Here is a 14,317-nt window from a genome sequence, read left to right as displayed (position 1 = left end):
GAAAATAGTAACATCTTCGCAACCAATACATTATCGCAATGATAATAAAGACATTTACATCTCAAGACACTCTACGCTATTAAACTGATAGGCAGGATCAAAACTGCAATGTACTAAACGGGTGCTATACTCAATTTCGTTAATTACCTGGGACACAAACATCAAGAGGATATGAGATTATGAGTACCGCTAAATTGGTAAAAACGAAATCATCTAATCTGCTTTATACCCGTAACGATGTATCAGATAGTGATAAGAAAGCGACTGTTGAGTTGCTGAATCGCCAGGTGATCCAGTTCATTGATCTGTCGCTGATAACGAAACAGGCTCACTGGAACATGCGCGGCGCAAACTTTATTGCCGTACATGAAATGCTGGATGGATTCCGTACTGCACTGACCGACCACCTGGATACCATGGCCGAACGCGCTGTTCAGTTAGGTGGTGTTGCACTAGGTACAACGCAGGTCATCAACAGCAAAACGCCGCTGAAAAGTTACCCGCTGGATATCCACACCGTTCAGGATCACCTGAAAGAGCTGGCGGACAGGTATGCGATTGTCGCCAATGACGTGCGTAAAGCCATCGGTGAAACCAAAGACGAAGACACTGCCGACATCTTCACCGCAGCTTCCCGCGATCTGGATAAATTCTTGTGGTTTATCGAGTCTAACATCGAGTAATCCATACGATTTTTCTATTAAACCCTCGCTTACGGCGGGGGTTTTGCACTTTTATGGTGCGCATTTTTTTGTTTACACCCTGCAAAAGTGAACGAAATGTAATAATCACCTCACACAACCGTTAATAGAAGATTGTTTTTTCGTCAGAACCCGCGCTAAATATCCCCCTGTCAGTTGACCAAAACGAAGCGCACCAAAAGGGTGCTCCATCTTGGTGCAATAAAACATGATTGCCACGTTTATTGTGCAACGTATGACATCATCCCCTTTGCAAAACAATAAGTTGTAAAGTTGGCACGATTTTTTCATAGTGCCTGTTGTTCTCGCAGGGGATCGCCCCGTGGATATAAAAGGAAATGCTATGAAGTCTGTATTAAAAGTTTCACTGGCTGCACTTACCCTGGCTTTTGCGGTGTCTTCTCAGGCCGCCGACAAACTGGTTGTGGCGACCGACACGGCGTTCGTTCCGTTTGAATTCAAACAGGGTGACAAATACGTTGGTTTCGATGTGGATCTGTGGGCCGCTATCGCAAAAGAACTCAAACTGGATTACACCCTGAAACCTATGGATTTCAGCGGCATCATCCCGGCACTGCAAACCAAAAACGTTGACCTGGCGCTGGCAGGTATCACCATTACTGACGAACGTAAAAAAGCGATCGACTTCTCTGACGGCTACTACAAAAGCGGCCTGCTGGTGATGGTTAAAGCTGACAATAACGACATTAAAAGCGTTAAAGATCTCGACGGTAAAGTGGTTGCTGTAAAAGGCGGTACCGGTTCTGTTGACTACGCAAAAGCAAACATCAAAACCAAAGACCTGCGTCAGTTCCCGAACATCGACAACGCATACATGGAACTGGGTACCAGCCGTGCTGATGCCGTTCTGCATGATACGCCAAACATCCTCTACTTCATCAAAACTGCGGGTAACGGCAAGTTCAAAGCAGTGGGTGAATCTCTGGAAGCACAGCAATACGGTATTGCGTTCCCTAAAGGCAGCGACGACTTGCGCACTAAAGTTAACGGCGCGCTGAAAACCCTGAAAGAGAACGGCACGTACAACGAAATCTACAAAAAATGGTTCGGTACTGAACCTAAATAAATCAACCTGATCCATCAGGTACAGTAAAGCCCGGTGGCGCTTATGCTTACCGGGCCTACAATTTTAGTTATCCCTCTGGCTAACTTTTTGTTTTTACCACGGTAACAGTAACAGGAAATTATCATGCAGTTTGACTGGAGCGCCATCTGGCCTGCCATTCCTCTCTTGCTTGAAGGCGCCAAAATGACCCTGTGGATTTCGGTCCTCGGTCTGGTTGGCGGGTTGATTATCGGCCTTGTCGCCGGTTTCGCCCGCACCTACGGTGGCTGGATTGCTAACCACATCGCACTGGTTTTCATCGAAGTGATCCGCGGTACGCCAATCGTCGTACAGGTCATGTTCATCTACTTCGCCCTGCCTATGGCATTCAACGACCTGCGCATTGATCCGTTCAGCGCGGCCGTTGTCACCATTATGATTAACTCCGGTGCGTACATCGCGGAAATCACCCGTGGTGCAGTACTGTCGATTCATAAAGGTTTCAGCGAAGCGGGCCTGGCTCTGGGGCTTTCACGTCGCGAAACGATCCGCCACGTTATCCTCCCACTGGCGCTGCGCCGTATGCTGCCGCCGCTGGGTAACCAGTGGATCATCAGTATTAAAGACACGTCGCTGTTTATCGTTATCGGTGTTGCTGAACTGACCCGTCAGGGCCAGGAGATCATTGCTGGCAACTTCCGTGCGCTGGAAATCTGGAGTGCGGTAGCCGTTGTCTATCTGATTATCACTCTGGTTCTGAGCTTTGTTCTGCGTCGTCTTGAAAGAAGGATGAAAATCCTGTGATTGAATTTAAAAACGTTTCCAAGCACTTTGGTCCAACCCAGGTGCTGCACAATATCGATTTAAACATTAAACAGGGCGAAGTCGTGGTCATTATCGGGCCATCCGGCTCCGGTAAATCTACCCTGCTGCGCTGCATCAACAAGCTGGAAGAGATAACCAGCGGTGATCTGATTGTCGACGGTCTGAAAGTCAATGACCCGAAAGTGGACGACCGTCTGATCCGTCAGGAAGCAGGAATGGTGTTCCAGCAGTTCTACCTGTTCCCGCACCTGACGGCGCTGGAAAACGTGATGTTTGGCCCACTGCGCGTGCGCGGGGCAAACAAAGCGGCGGCAGAAGCGCTGGCGAAAGATCTGCTGGCGAAAGTTGGCCTGGCAGAGCGTGCGCACCACTACCCTTCTGAGCTGTCCGGCGGCCAGCAGCAGCGTGTGGCGATTGCCCGCGCGCTGGCAGTAAAACCTAAAATGATGCTCTTTGATGAGCCAACCTCTGCACTCGATCCTGAGCTGCGTCACGAGGTGCTGAAAGTCATGCAGGATCTGGCGGAAGAAGGGATGACGATGGTTATCGTTACCCACGAAATCGGCTTTGCCGAGAAAGTGGCGTCTCGCCTGATTTTCATTGATAAAGGCCGTATCGCTGAAGATGGCAACCCGCAAGAGCTTATTGCGAACCCACCAAGCCAGCGTTTGCAGGAGTTCCTGCAACACGTTTCCTGATACACCTTTCAGCCACAAGGCCGGGTAAGCGAAAGCTGCACCCGGCTTTTTTTGCCAGATTGTTCCCAAAAATCCTCCGCCTTCCCCTGCCTTCTATACTTATCATTTCATTCGACATTTTCACCGGAGGAAGCCGTGCCGTGGATACTGTTGCTTGTACTTAGCCTGTTTTGCGCCCCTTCTCTTGCGGTCGCTATCCCGGGCGTCACTACCGGAACACCGTCCACCGCGCAGAATACGCCCCCGCCAGAACCGGATGTCGAGCAGAAAAAAGCGGCCTATAGCGCGCTGGCCGATATCCTTGAGAATGATACCTCACGCCAGGCGCTCATCGGCCAGTTACGTAAAGTTGCCGCTACGCCGTCTCAGGAGCCCGTTCCCGCGATTGCGCCGCCAGAGGCAGCAGAACAAAAAACGGTGCTTGAAAACGTCACCGAGGTGAGCCGACACTACAGTGAAGCCCTCTCGTCACGCTTTGCCCAGCTCTGGCGCAATTTGATTGGCTCTCCGCATAAACCCTTCAATCCTCAGACCTTTACCAGTGCAGTAAGCCATTTCCTGATGCTGGCAGCCATTGTGTTTGCTTTTTACTGGCTGGCACGCCTGTGCGCCTGGCCGCTGTACCGCAAAATGGGTCAGTGGGGGAGAAAAAAGAACCGCGACAAGGGCAGTTGGTTTCCGTTACCGCTGATGATCACTGGCGCATTTGCCATTGATTTACTGTTACTGGCCCTCACCCTGTTTATCGGACAGATATCGAGCGACGCGCTAAATGCAGGCAGTAAAACCATCGCCTTTCAGCAGGCGCTGTTCCTGAACGCATTTGCCCTGATTGAGTTCTTTAAGGCGCTGCTACGACTCATTTTTTGCCCGGGCGTGTCGGAGCTTCGCCCATTCGCCATTCAGGATAAGAGCGCCAGATACTGGGCCATGCGATTGAGTATTCTCAGCGGGTTGATTGGCTACGGGTTGCTGGTTGCCGTGCCGATCATTTCTAATCAGGTAAATGTCCAGTTCGGCGCACTGGCCAATGTGTTGATCATGCTCTGTATTACCGTCTGGGCGTTGTACCTTATCTTTCATAATAAAAAAGGCATCACTGAAAGCCTGCTACAACTGGCCGACCGTTCCCTGTCGTTCTTTAGTCTGTTCATACGCGCCTTCGCGCTGGTGTGGCACTGGCTGGCAAGCGCTTACTTTATTGTGCTCTGTTTCTTCTCGCTCTTTGACCCGGGCAACAGCCTGAAATTTATGATGGGGGCAACGTTCAAAAGTCTGGCCATTATCGGTATAGCCGCCTTCGTTTCGGGCCTGCTGTCACGCTGGATCTCAAAAACTATCACTTTGTCGGCGCAGGTTCAGCGCAACTACCCGGAGCTGCAAAAAAGGGTGAATGGCTGGGCGTCGGTTTCACTTAAGGTGGCGAGAATTCTCACCGTCTGCATTGCCGTGATGCTGCTGCTAAACGCCTGGGGACTTTTTGATTTCTGGAACTGGCTGCACAATGGCACGGGGGAAAAGACCGTCGATATTCTGATTCGCATCGCGCTGATCCTGTTCTTCTCCGCTGTAGGCTGGACGCTGCTGGCGAGCCTGATAGAGAACCGTCTGGTTTCAGATATTCACGGCAGGCCGCTGCCGAGCGCCCGCGCCCGCACGCTGTTAACCCTGTTTCGCAATGCGCTGGCGGTCATTATCAGCACCATTACCATTATGATTGTGCTGTCAGAGATAGGTGTGAATATCGCCCCGCTGCTGGCCGGTGCAGGCGCACTGGGGCTGGCGATTTCCTTCGGGTCACAAACGCTGGTGAAGGATATTATTACCGGAATCTTCATTCAGTTTGAGAACGGGATGAACACCGGGGATCTGGTGACTATCGGGCCATTAACCGGCACGGTCGAGCGGATGTCCATTCGCTCCGTCGGCGTGCGCCAGGACACCGGCGCGTACCACATTATTCCGTGGTCATCGATTACCACCTTCGCTAATTTCGTGCGCGGTATTGGCTCAGTGGTGGCGAATTATGATGTCGATCGTCATGAAGATGCAGATAAAGCAAAACAGGCGCTAAAGGCCGCGGTGGAAGAGTTGCTGGAGATGGACGGCATTCGGGGGCTTATCATTGGCGAGCCCTCGTTTGCAGGTATTGTCGGGCTCACCAATACGGCGTTCACTTTGCGCGTGTCGTTCACCACCCAACCGCTTAAACAGTGGACCGTGCGATTCGCGCTCGACAGCATGGTAAAAAAACACTTTGATCTGGCGGATGTACGAATGCCGGTGCAGACATATCAGGTATTATCATCACCGGCATCAGCGCCACCGCCACAGGAGCCGACGTTGTAGCCTTATTGCCCGGTGGCGCTGCGCTTACCGGGCCTACGGGTTCAGGCCTGCTTTTTGCGTTTGTTATCGTCCATAAACGACCATGCGATAAAGCGGCTCTGCTTCTGGCCTTGCGCCATCTCTTTTTTCACCACTTTAACCGCACCCACTTCCGTTAACGCGCGATACAGCGGCGGCAGATTGTCCCCGCGGGAAACGAGGGTTGTAAACCATTTCACCTGGCGGCCAAATGCTTTACTTTGGGCGATCATTTTGAGAATGAAGGCCACTTCCCCCCCTTCGCACCACAGTTCCTGCTGCTGGCCACCAAAATTCAGCGCACCATCTTCCGCCTGCCCCAGATTACGGCGTTTACGCTCGCTTCCTGCACGGGCAGATGCCGCAGAGTCATGGAATGGCGGGTTGCACAAGGTGGCATCGTACTGCTCATTCTTATGAATAATGCCGTTAAAAATGTCTGCGGCATCTTTCTGCCGACGCAGTCGAATGGCGCGGCTTAGCCCGGCATTGGCGCTGATAATCGCCTGTGCACTGGCGAAGGCACTGGCGTCAATTTCCGTTCCGGTAAAACGCCAGCCGTATTCATGCGCGCCAATCAGCGGATAAATCAGGTTCGCCCCGGTGCCAATATCCAGAATCGTGGCCTGTTTCGGGATAACGCCTGCGTTATCTTCCGCCAGCAGGTCGGCAAGATGATGGACATAATCCGCACGCCCCGGCACGGGTGGGCAGAGAAAGCCTTCGGGAATGTCCCAGTGCGCAACGCCGTAATAGTGGGCAAGCAACGCTTTATTGAGCATTTTGACAGCCTGCGGATCGGCAAAGTTAACCGACGGTTCACCCGCAGGCGTTTGCACAATAAAGTCCTGCAACGGTGGGCAGCTCAGGCATAGTGCCTGCATATCATAACGACTGCGGTGACGGTTACGCGGGTGCAACCCCGGCTTTTGGGAAGTCATGGCATTCTCCTTTAAACAGCGGCGTAAGATACCCTTTGATGCCTCCAGGGTAAATATCTCTGTGCGGGGCACAAAATTGCGAAAAAAATCAGTAGCCTGTATGTCTATGATCTGTCAGCGGTTTGTCAATTTATATCGTTCAAAAAATAAGCAGATCATCATCAAATATTTGCTCCAAATCACACTCTGCAAGCTTCTAAACTTACTGTGGATCACCCGTTGTCATTCAGAGGATGTGATTATGAAAAAATACCTGACACTCATCGTCATTGCAGGCGCACTGGCAGGAGCATCTTTCTCCGCATGGTCTGTTGAAACACTATCGCATGACGATACCGGGCAGTTGCGCCCTTCGGGCACTGTTTCTGTAACAGGTGCAGCCAATCTTGACGACCTGCAAGCGAAACTCGCCGAAAAAGCGCGTGAAGAAGGTGCTAAAGGCATTGTGGTCAATTCTGCCGGCGGTACAAACCGTATGTACGGTACAGCCACTATCTACAAATAAGCTCCCTCCTGATAAAGAACTGCATCTGACTTGCAGATGCAGTTCTCTTTTCCCCACCTTGACTGTACGTTTTTTAACCCCATAGTAATCTTATGAGGTACATCCCCTGTACAGGAGTAGGCAATGGCTTCCGGTTGGGCAAATGACGACGCGGTCAACAAACAGATCAACAGTACAATTGAAGATGCTGTCGCACGCGCTCGCGGTGAGATACCGCAGGGTGAAAGTTTAGAAGTATGTGAAGAGTGCGGCGATCCAATCCCTGAGGCGCGGCGTAAAGCCATTCCCGGCGTAAGGTTATGCATCACATGCCAACAGGATAAAGATTCACAAAAATCATCCTATACAGGATATAATCGCAGAGGATCGAAAGATAGCCAGTTACGTTGACTTTCATTTACATAAGATAACCGCGCAAGCGGTTTCCTTTACTCTCACGAAATTCTGCACCACGCGTAGCAAAATGTGCCCTTCACTATGACTCTGTAAAGCGCAGCGACAAGAAGTGTAAATTGAGCTTTCGAATTTATTAATATTCAATAACTTATTTGTCATTCAATTTTTTTGAGTAACGTCGTCAATTCTCTTCGATTTTATCCTCCGCAAAAAAACGTGATACTTATCACATCGACGGAACATCGTCCCCTTAACAGAATAACCTGCGAGAGATTAACTATGAAAACCATCAAATATGCTGTTGCTGCTGTTGCCCTGTCTGCTCTTTCCTTTGGCGCATTCGCCGCAGAAGCCGTCTCCTCTTCTCAGGCGCAGAGCATGAATAAAATCGGTGTGGTAAGTGCTGAAGGTGCAACCACTCTGGACGGCCTGGAAGCCAAACTGGCTGCAAAAGCAGAAGCAGCGGGTGCAAGCGGCTATACCATTACGTCCGCAAACACCAACAACAAACTTAGCGGTACTGCGGTTATCTACAAATAACCGAACGGAATTATGCTCCACACTCGCTATACCCTCTGGCGAGTTGCTCCACCCTCATTGACCCTGTTGTTGTTACCCTTGCTTGCCCGTCCGCCACTGGACGGGCTTTTTTTTGCCTAAAATGACTGCTCAACGCGCTGGAGCCCGGCTTCCACCGTTTCAACTTCACCCGTTGCAAACAGGCAACAGGCCATTTGCAGCTTAATGGAATGCGGGACGGGTACATTCCCGGCAAGGCATTGTTCAATCCAGTGTGCGGTCGTATGCGGATCTTTCGCTGACGGCAACACCACGTCTACATTCTCTTCACCGCGTTCCAGAACGACACGCGCACCTGCTGAATCAATCAGCATAAGTTGCGGACAACGCTGCGGATTGGCGTAAACCTCGCCTTCGGTTCCGTGCATCAGTAGTGCCCGTCCACCAATATCATCAAAGAAGTTAGCAACGCGCGTGACATACTCGGGATGCGACACACTGGAAAGGCGCAACGCTGCATCTTCAGCAAATGGCGTCGCCAGTTTCGCCAGCGTGTGGGCGCTGTTACGCACCCCCATTCGCCAGCGCATATCCAGCTGCTTTTCCAGCGGCGGGCAGAGCGCTTTTACCGGAATATACACCGGCTGATGTCCGTCCAGTTTTGCCTGCGCCTGGCCTGCGTGCAGCGTCGGTTCGATACCCAGCATCTCAAAAATGGTTTCTGTCAGAACACGGGTTGGATCTTCGCTGACACCGTGAACCACCACCGGAAATCCAAGCTTGTGTAGCAGAATGGCCAGAAGCGGTGTCAGGTTCGCCTGCTTACGCGCGCCGTTATAGCTGGGAATCACAATCGGCATGGGCTTTGCCACGGGTGGTGTCAGGTGGAATGTTTGCGCCTGCATGGCTTCATAAAAACCCCGCATTTCTGCTTCGCCTTCACCTTTAATGCGTAGCGCAATCAGAATGCCACCCAACTCCAGGTCCGGCACGTCACCGTTCAGCATCTGGGTGTACAGCTCACGCGCTGTCTCGAGATCCAGATCCCGGGCATGATTTTTACCCCGGCCTACCTCTTTGATAATTTTGCGATAATCCATGGTACCTCTCCTTATAACGCTTTGCAGATACTATAGCCCTGATAAATAACATACGGGTAATCATTTCCTTTTGCTTTCCCTTCGCTAAACAGACTTTCAGGAGAAAAAGAGTCGCGATATTCATCACAGCCGTTAAGTGACGTGTCAACGCCCCATATTTATTTATTGTTTTATAAGCCTTTTTTTATTTATTTAAATAATTAGCAACACACATTAAATTCATTAAATTTATGATTCAGAGAAGGTTAATTGAACAAGGCATAGTTATCATACATAGTTCCTCGCGAATCAATCACCCAGGTGATGATTAAAGCCAAAATGACTCACTTTCATTCAGAGGATCACAATGAAAAAACTTATTATTGCGGGCATTGTTGCCGGGATGGCATGTGCTTCCGTATCCGCATTTGCTGCAAGCGGTGAAGGACAAATTAATTTCACAGGTGAAATTATTGACTCTGCTTGTACCGTTGTGAATGGATTAAGTAGCCCACTTGATGTTTCATTAGGTAAAGTTGCTAAATCTGCATTTACGGGATCCGGATCGACCACAGCTACTACCCGCTTTAGTATTCAACTTAAAGATTGTCCTGAAACCGTAACCAGTGCTGCTGTGAAATTTGGTGGAACCCCAGATGGCAGTAACAGTGATGTGCTGGCGGTAACAGCAGGTACAGGTACTGCAACCGGTGTTGGTATTCAGTTATTAGATAAAACTGAAAATCCACTGAGTTTATATACGGCTTCTGCCGGATATACACTGACATCAGGAACAACCACCAATGACCTGGAATTTGGTGCCCGTTATATTCAGACCGGCAGCAGCGTTACGGCTGGCCCGGCAAATTCGGTATCCACGTTCACCATCGTTTACAACTAATGAAAAAGATATTAGTCATCTCCGTGGCTAATATCTTTTTTCCCTTTATTACGGTAAATCTATGCGTAAATTCCTTCTGGTTTCGTCCTTATTATTGCTCACCTCCGCCGCTCATGCGGGTATTACCATCGGCGGTACCCGCGTGGTCTATCCGGAAAATAAAAAAGAATCGTCCATTAGTATCACCAACCCGGATGACCTCGACTACCTGGTGCAGTCATGGGTCGAAACGGAAGACAAGACTCGCGAGAAGGCACCGTTCCTGATTACCCCACCCCTGTTCCGTCTTGATGCAGAACAGAGTAACGTTCTGCGTATCATCAGAACCAACGGTAGCCTACCGGCAGATCGTGAATCGCTGTTCTGGCTGAATATTAAATCCATTCCTTCATCCAGTCGCAAGGAAAATGTTAATACGCTGCAAATAGCAATTAAGACACGTATTAAATTGCTGTATCGCCCCTCTGGTATTACAGACAAACCTGAAGATGTTGCCTCACATTTAGTCTGGCATAAACAAGGGAACCAGTTGGTTGTTGATAACCCGACACCATTTTATATGAACTTCCAGGAAATCAAACTGGACGGAAAAAAAATCGATAAGGTGACGTATGCCAGTCCGAAAGGCGAAACTCATTTCGCCATCCCGGGAAATATCTCCGCACATGCAGTAAGCTGGAAAATCATAAATGATTATGGCGGAATCACTCCATCCTGGACTGCACAGATAAAATAAATCATCATTCATTATCGGATACCATTATGGGCTGGGAATATACAACAAAACAACCAAAGCAGCACAGTCGCTCAATGCTTATTGCACTGGGCTGCGCGCTGCTGGGTGTTTGTGTACAAACAGCTCTTGCCGAAGATTATTTCAACCCGGCCTTACTGGACATTGATAATCCGTCCCAGGAAAAAACCGATCTCAGTATTTATGAGATTGGCCCAGGGCAAGCCCCGGGAAAATACCATGTCGACGTCTACGTAAATAATAATAAAGTCGCCAATAAAGAAATTGAATTTACATTGAAGAAAGATGCCGAGGGTAAATCGAGCCTCCAACCGTGCCTGAGCATTGCTCAATTAAAAAGCTTAGGTATTCAAAGCGATAAATTTACCCAGGATGAAAACGCGCAGTGTGTCGACCTGAGCGTAATCCCTTCCGCCAGCGCAACGTTCCACGTTAACCCGCAGCAACTGCTGCTGAGCATTCCTCAGACTGCTATTACGCAAGTGCCACGCGATTACGTCGATCCCCAGGAGTTCGACGAAGGGATTAATGCCTTACTGCTGAACTACAGCTTCACCGCCGGTGATAATCACGGGAAAGGGGAAAACAGCACCGACCAGCGTAGCGCATTTCTCAATCTTCGACCGGGGCTCAACCTCGGCGCGTGGCGTTTTCGCAACTATTCAACCTGGAGTAAAACCAGTGGCAACAGCGATACCGAAAGTGATTTTTCTTCGGTGTATACCTACGCCCAGCGCGATATTGCACCTTTAGGTGGGGAATTGACCTTCGGTCAAAGCTCGTCGCCTTCTGATGTGTTCGACAGTATCTCCTACACCGGCGCGCAGTTTGCGTCGGATGATGACATGCTGCCGGAAAGTATGAAAGGGTTTGCCCCAGTGATTCGCGGCACAGCACACAGCAACGCGCAGGTTCTTGTACGTCAAAATGGGTATGTGATTTATCAGAACTATGTCGCCCCAGGCCCGTTCGAAATTAACGATCTTTACCCTACCGGCGGAAGCGGCGATCTCAACGTCACCGTGAAAGAGACGGACGGCAGCGAGCAGCATTTCGTGGTGCCCTATGCCTCTGTCCCGGTGCTTCAGCGCGAAGGCCGCCTCAAGTATAGCCTGACGGCCGGGCGTTACCGCAGCTACGATAATGACGTCGAAAAAACCCCTTTCATGCAGGGAACGGTCATCTACGGGCTGCCTTATGGCTTAACGACCTACGGCGGCCTTCAGGCCAGCCAGTATTATGATGCGCTGGCATTCGGGATCGGTAAAAACATCGGCGATTTCGGTGCCTTCTCCGTTGACGTCACCGACGCTAAGTCTGCCATGCAGGATCGCGATCCTACGCAAGGGCAATCGTGGCGCGTGCGCTACAGCAAAGATTTTGCCACCACGGGCACCCATTTTGCCATTGCCGGATATCGCTACAGCAGTAAAGGCTTTTACACCCTGCAAGACACCCTGGATTCGCACACCCTTAATGATGACTGGGAAGCGCCCGATACCCGCCGCGACCGCCAGGAGGCCACGGTCGATCAGTCTCTGGGCGGTACGTTTGGGTCCCTGACATTAAGCCTGGTTAAAGAAAGCTACTGGAACGCAAGCCAGGGGATGACCTCAATGAACATTGGCTACAACAACTCATGGCACGGCATCAGCTACGGGCTCAGTTATGGACTGGATAAAAACACGCGTGATGGCGGTGACGATAACAACGAAAAAACGAGCGAACAAAACATCGCCTTCAACGTCTCCGTTCCTCTTGACCACTGGCTCAGCAACACCTGGGTGAACTACAACCTGAACAGCACAAAACACGATACCACCCAAAGCGTGGGTCTGAACGGCACCGCACTTGCAGGCAATAACCTGAGCTGGGGTGTTCAGCAAGGCCACAGTCAGAGCAGCGGCGACAGCACCAGCCTGAATGCAGATTACAAAGGTACTTACGGGGAAGTGAATGCCGGATATTCCCAGGATAACCAGCAGCAACAGCTTAACGTTGGGTTGCAGGGAAGTATGATCGCCCATGCGCACGGCATCACGCTGGGTCAGCCAATGGGCGAGACGGCCGCGCTGGTCGAAGCTCCGGGTGCAGACGACACCAACATCACCAATCAGACCGGCGTGAATACCGATTTCCGCGGCTATGCCATTGTGCCGTACGTGTCGCCGTACCGTCACAACACCCTTGCACTCAACACCGAAACGCTGCCGGGAAATGCGGATGTTGACCAGGCGGCCAAAACCGTGACGCCAACGCGCGGCGCCATCGTGCGCGCACATTATGAAACGCACGTTGGCAGCCGGGTATTAATGACGCTGAAACGCGCTGATGGCAGCGCTATCCCGTTCGGCGCAACGGCATCTCAGGCTCATCAGGATGGCGAGTTTATCGTGGGCGATGGCGGGCAGGTTTATCTGACCGGCATGCAGGAAAAAGGCACGGTTGACGTTAGCTGGGGACAAACTGCCGACAGCCATTGCGCCGCAACCTATCACCTGCCAACGAAAGATGACGGTGCAGTTATTAACATCACGGCGCAGTGCGTATAAAACTATCCGAGGAAAAAATGAACATGTTTAAATATGCCTTTGCGCTGGTTGTCCTCCTCACGAGCGCGTGTCTGATGCCGCATGCTCATGCGGCGACAACCTGTGATTCTCCAGACCTGCCCTATACTATTGCTGCCGGTACGCTTTCTGTCCCTACCACCCTTGATGTTGGCAGCGTCATCCCGGGTTCGGCAAAAACGCACACCGTGACAGGCAGTTGCACCGGAAAGCTAGTGAGTCACACCATTATTTCCTGCTATTACGGAGCGAGTGCGGAAGTTTCAGGCATGCCGGGCGTATACGCCACCAATATTGACGGTATCGGCATTGAACTGTTAAACAGCAGCGGACAGATCGTTCGCGGACAAGGCTACTCATGCGACACAACCGCGACGCCAATGGGAACCGTCAGCAGCGACAGTGGACAAACGTTTTCTTTCAGCTACACCGAACGGTTAATCAAAACCGCGACACATATCGGGAGCGGAACCGTGTCAAGCACAGACGATCGCTTTGGATTCGGTGTTTTTAATACCGTCGGTATTTCTGGCGATCGAAATTCAAGCTACTACTCCGCCACGGTGACCGAAAGAACGGCAACCTGCTCCATCGATCCTCTGAACCTGACGGTGACGTTAGGTGACTTCCCGGTTTCACAATTTACTCACGTGGGCAGCTATACGGCGTGGAAGTATTTCAATATCACCGCCACCTGTACAGAAGTGGTCAATCTCACGGCCTCGGTGACCAGCGCGAATGGCATTAATAGTCAGTTTGATGATGTCCTGAACCTCACTCCGGGGAGCGACAGCGCTACGGGCGTTGGTGTGAGAATGCTGCTTGACGGTGTCGATCTCAGATACGACTACCCTATCCCGGTCGGTGGAAAAACCGAACCTAACGTTCCGGATGTCATCCGCTTCGCCGTACAGTATTACCAGACGGACGCCACCGTTACCGCGGGTAAAGCTAACACGATTGCCACAATCGATCTTGAATACCAGTAATGGAGC

The 14,317-nt window shown here is 50.9% G+C and carries 14 protein-coding genes; 12 read left to right on the top strand and 2 right to left on the bottom strand.

Annotated features, from left to right (window positions below; genetic code table 11):
• Positions 1 to 179 precede the first annotated feature (179 nt).
• The 5 genes from dps to ybiO all read left to right on the top strand — a co-directional run bounded on the left by dps (position 180) and on the right by ybiO (position 5,639).
• Complete coding sequence (dps, locus tag ACT9TW_RS12070; RefSeq protein ID WP_182060121.1) at positions 180 to 683, top strand: DNA starvation/stationary phase protection protein Dps; 504 nt, start codon at positions 180 to 182, stop codon at positions 681 to 683.
• Positions 684 to 1,044: 361 nt separating this feature from the next.
• The gene (glnH, locus tag ACT9TW_RS12065; protein ID WP_014069455.1) at positions 1,045 to 1,788 is read left to right on the top strand and encodes a glutamine ABC transporter substrate-binding protein GlnH; all 744 of its coding nucleotides are present in this window, start codon (positions 1,045 to 1,047) and stop codon (positions 1,786 to 1,788) included.
• 123 nt (positions 1,789 to 1,911) lie between these two features.
• Positions 1,912 to 2,571, top strand: a complete 660-nt coding sequence (glnP, locus tag ACT9TW_RS12060) for a glutamine ABC transporter permease GlnP (RefSeq protein ID WP_010428919.1) — start codon at positions 1,912 to 1,914, stop codon at positions 2,569 to 2,571.
• Positions 2,568 to 3,290: a glutamine ABC transporter ATP-binding protein GlnQ gene (glnQ, locus tag ACT9TW_RS12055; protein WP_014069454.1), complete on the top strand. Its 723-nt coding sequence runs from the start codon at positions 2,568 to 2,570 to the stop codon at positions 3,288 to 3,290. Before glnP ends, glnQ begins: the two co-directional genes overlap by 4 nt.
• Positions 3,291 to 3,425: 135 nt before the next feature.
• The gene (gene ybiO / locus ACT9TW_RS12050) at positions 3,426 to 5,639 is read left to right on the top strand and encodes a mechanosensitive channel protein (RefSeq protein ID WP_446492478.1); all 2,214 of its coding nucleotides are present in this window, start codon (positions 3,426 to 3,428) and stop codon (positions 5,637 to 5,639) included.
• Positions 5,640 to 5,680: 41 nt separating this feature from the next.
• Here ybiO and rlmF read toward each other — a convergent pair whose 3' ends face one another.
• Positions 5,681 to 6,598, bottom strand: a complete 918-nt coding sequence (gene rlmF / locus ACT9TW_RS12045) for a 23S rRNA (adenine(1618)-N(6))-methyltransferase RlmF (RefSeq protein WP_182060119.1) — start codon at positions 6,596 to 6,598, stop codon at positions 5,681 to 5,683.
• A gap of 241 nt (positions 6,599 to 6,839) precedes the next feature.
• Between rlmF and mcbA the strand changes: the two genes are divergently transcribed.
• From mcbA to ybiJ, 3 genes are all read left to right on the top strand, one after another.
• A complete protein-coding gene (gene mcbA, locus ACT9TW_RS12040; protein ID WP_182060118.1) occupies positions 6,840 to 7,103 on the top strand; it encodes a DUF1471 family periplasmic protein McbA in 264 nt (87 codons plus the stop codon).
• Positions 7,104 to 7,226: 123 nt separating this feature from the next.
• Positions 7,227 to 7,493, top strand: a complete 267-nt coding sequence (locus ACT9TW_RS12035; protein ID WP_446492477.1) for a DksA/TraR family C4-type zinc finger protein — start codon at positions 7,227 to 7,229, stop codon at positions 7,491 to 7,493.
• A 285-nt stretch (positions 7,494 to 7,778) separates the two neighbouring features.
• Positions 7,779 to 8,039, top strand: a complete 261-nt coding sequence (ybiJ, locus tag ACT9TW_RS12030; RefSeq protein WP_446492476.1) for a DUF1471 family protein YbiJ — start codon at positions 7,779 to 7,781, stop codon at positions 8,037 to 8,039.
• A 116-nt stretch (positions 8,040 to 8,155) separates the two neighbouring features.
• On the opposite strand, the gene ybiB is transcribed toward ybiJ, so the two are convergent.
• A complete protein-coding gene (gene ybiB / locus ACT9TW_RS12025; RefSeq protein ID WP_446492475.1) occupies positions 8,156 to 9,118 on the bottom strand; it encodes a DNA-binding protein YbiB in 963 nt (320 codons plus the stop codon).
• Positions 9,119 to 9,464: 346 nt separating this feature from the next.
• On the opposite strand from ybiB, the gene ACT9TW_RS12020 reads away from it, so the two are divergent.
• The 4 genes from ACT9TW_RS12020 to ACT9TW_RS12005 all read left to right on the top strand — a co-directional run bounded on the left by ACT9TW_RS12020 (position 9,465) and on the right by ACT9TW_RS12005 (position 14,311).
• Complete coding sequence (locus ACT9TW_RS12020; protein WP_182060114.1) at positions 9,465 to 9,998, top strand: fimbrial protein; 534 nt, start codon at positions 9,465 to 9,467, stop codon at positions 9,996 to 9,998.
• A gap of 61 nt (positions 9,999 to 10,059) precedes the next feature.
• Complete coding sequence (locus ACT9TW_RS12015; protein ID WP_446492474.1) at positions 10,060 to 10,734, top strand: fimbrial biogenesis chaperone; 675 nt, start codon at positions 10,060 to 10,062, stop codon at positions 10,732 to 10,734.
• A gap of 74 nt (positions 10,735 to 10,808) precedes the next feature.
• Positions 10,809 to 13,304, top strand: a complete 2,496-nt coding sequence (locus ACT9TW_RS12010) for a fimbria/pilus outer membrane usher protein (RefSeq protein WP_446492473.1) — start codon at positions 10,809 to 10,811, stop codon at positions 13,302 to 13,304.
• 17 nt (positions 13,305 to 13,321) lie between these two features.
• On the top strand, positions 13,322 to 14,311 hold the full coding sequence (locus ACT9TW_RS12005) for a fimbrial protein (protein ID WP_446492472.1): 990 nt from the start codon (positions 13,322 to 13,324) through the stop codon (positions 14,309 to 14,311).
• Positions 14,312 to 14,317 lie beyond the last annotated feature (6 nt).

This window comes from Enterobacter sp. C4G1, assembly GCF_052886895.1.
This window is presented reverse-complemented; position numbering and strand designations above follow the sequence as displayed.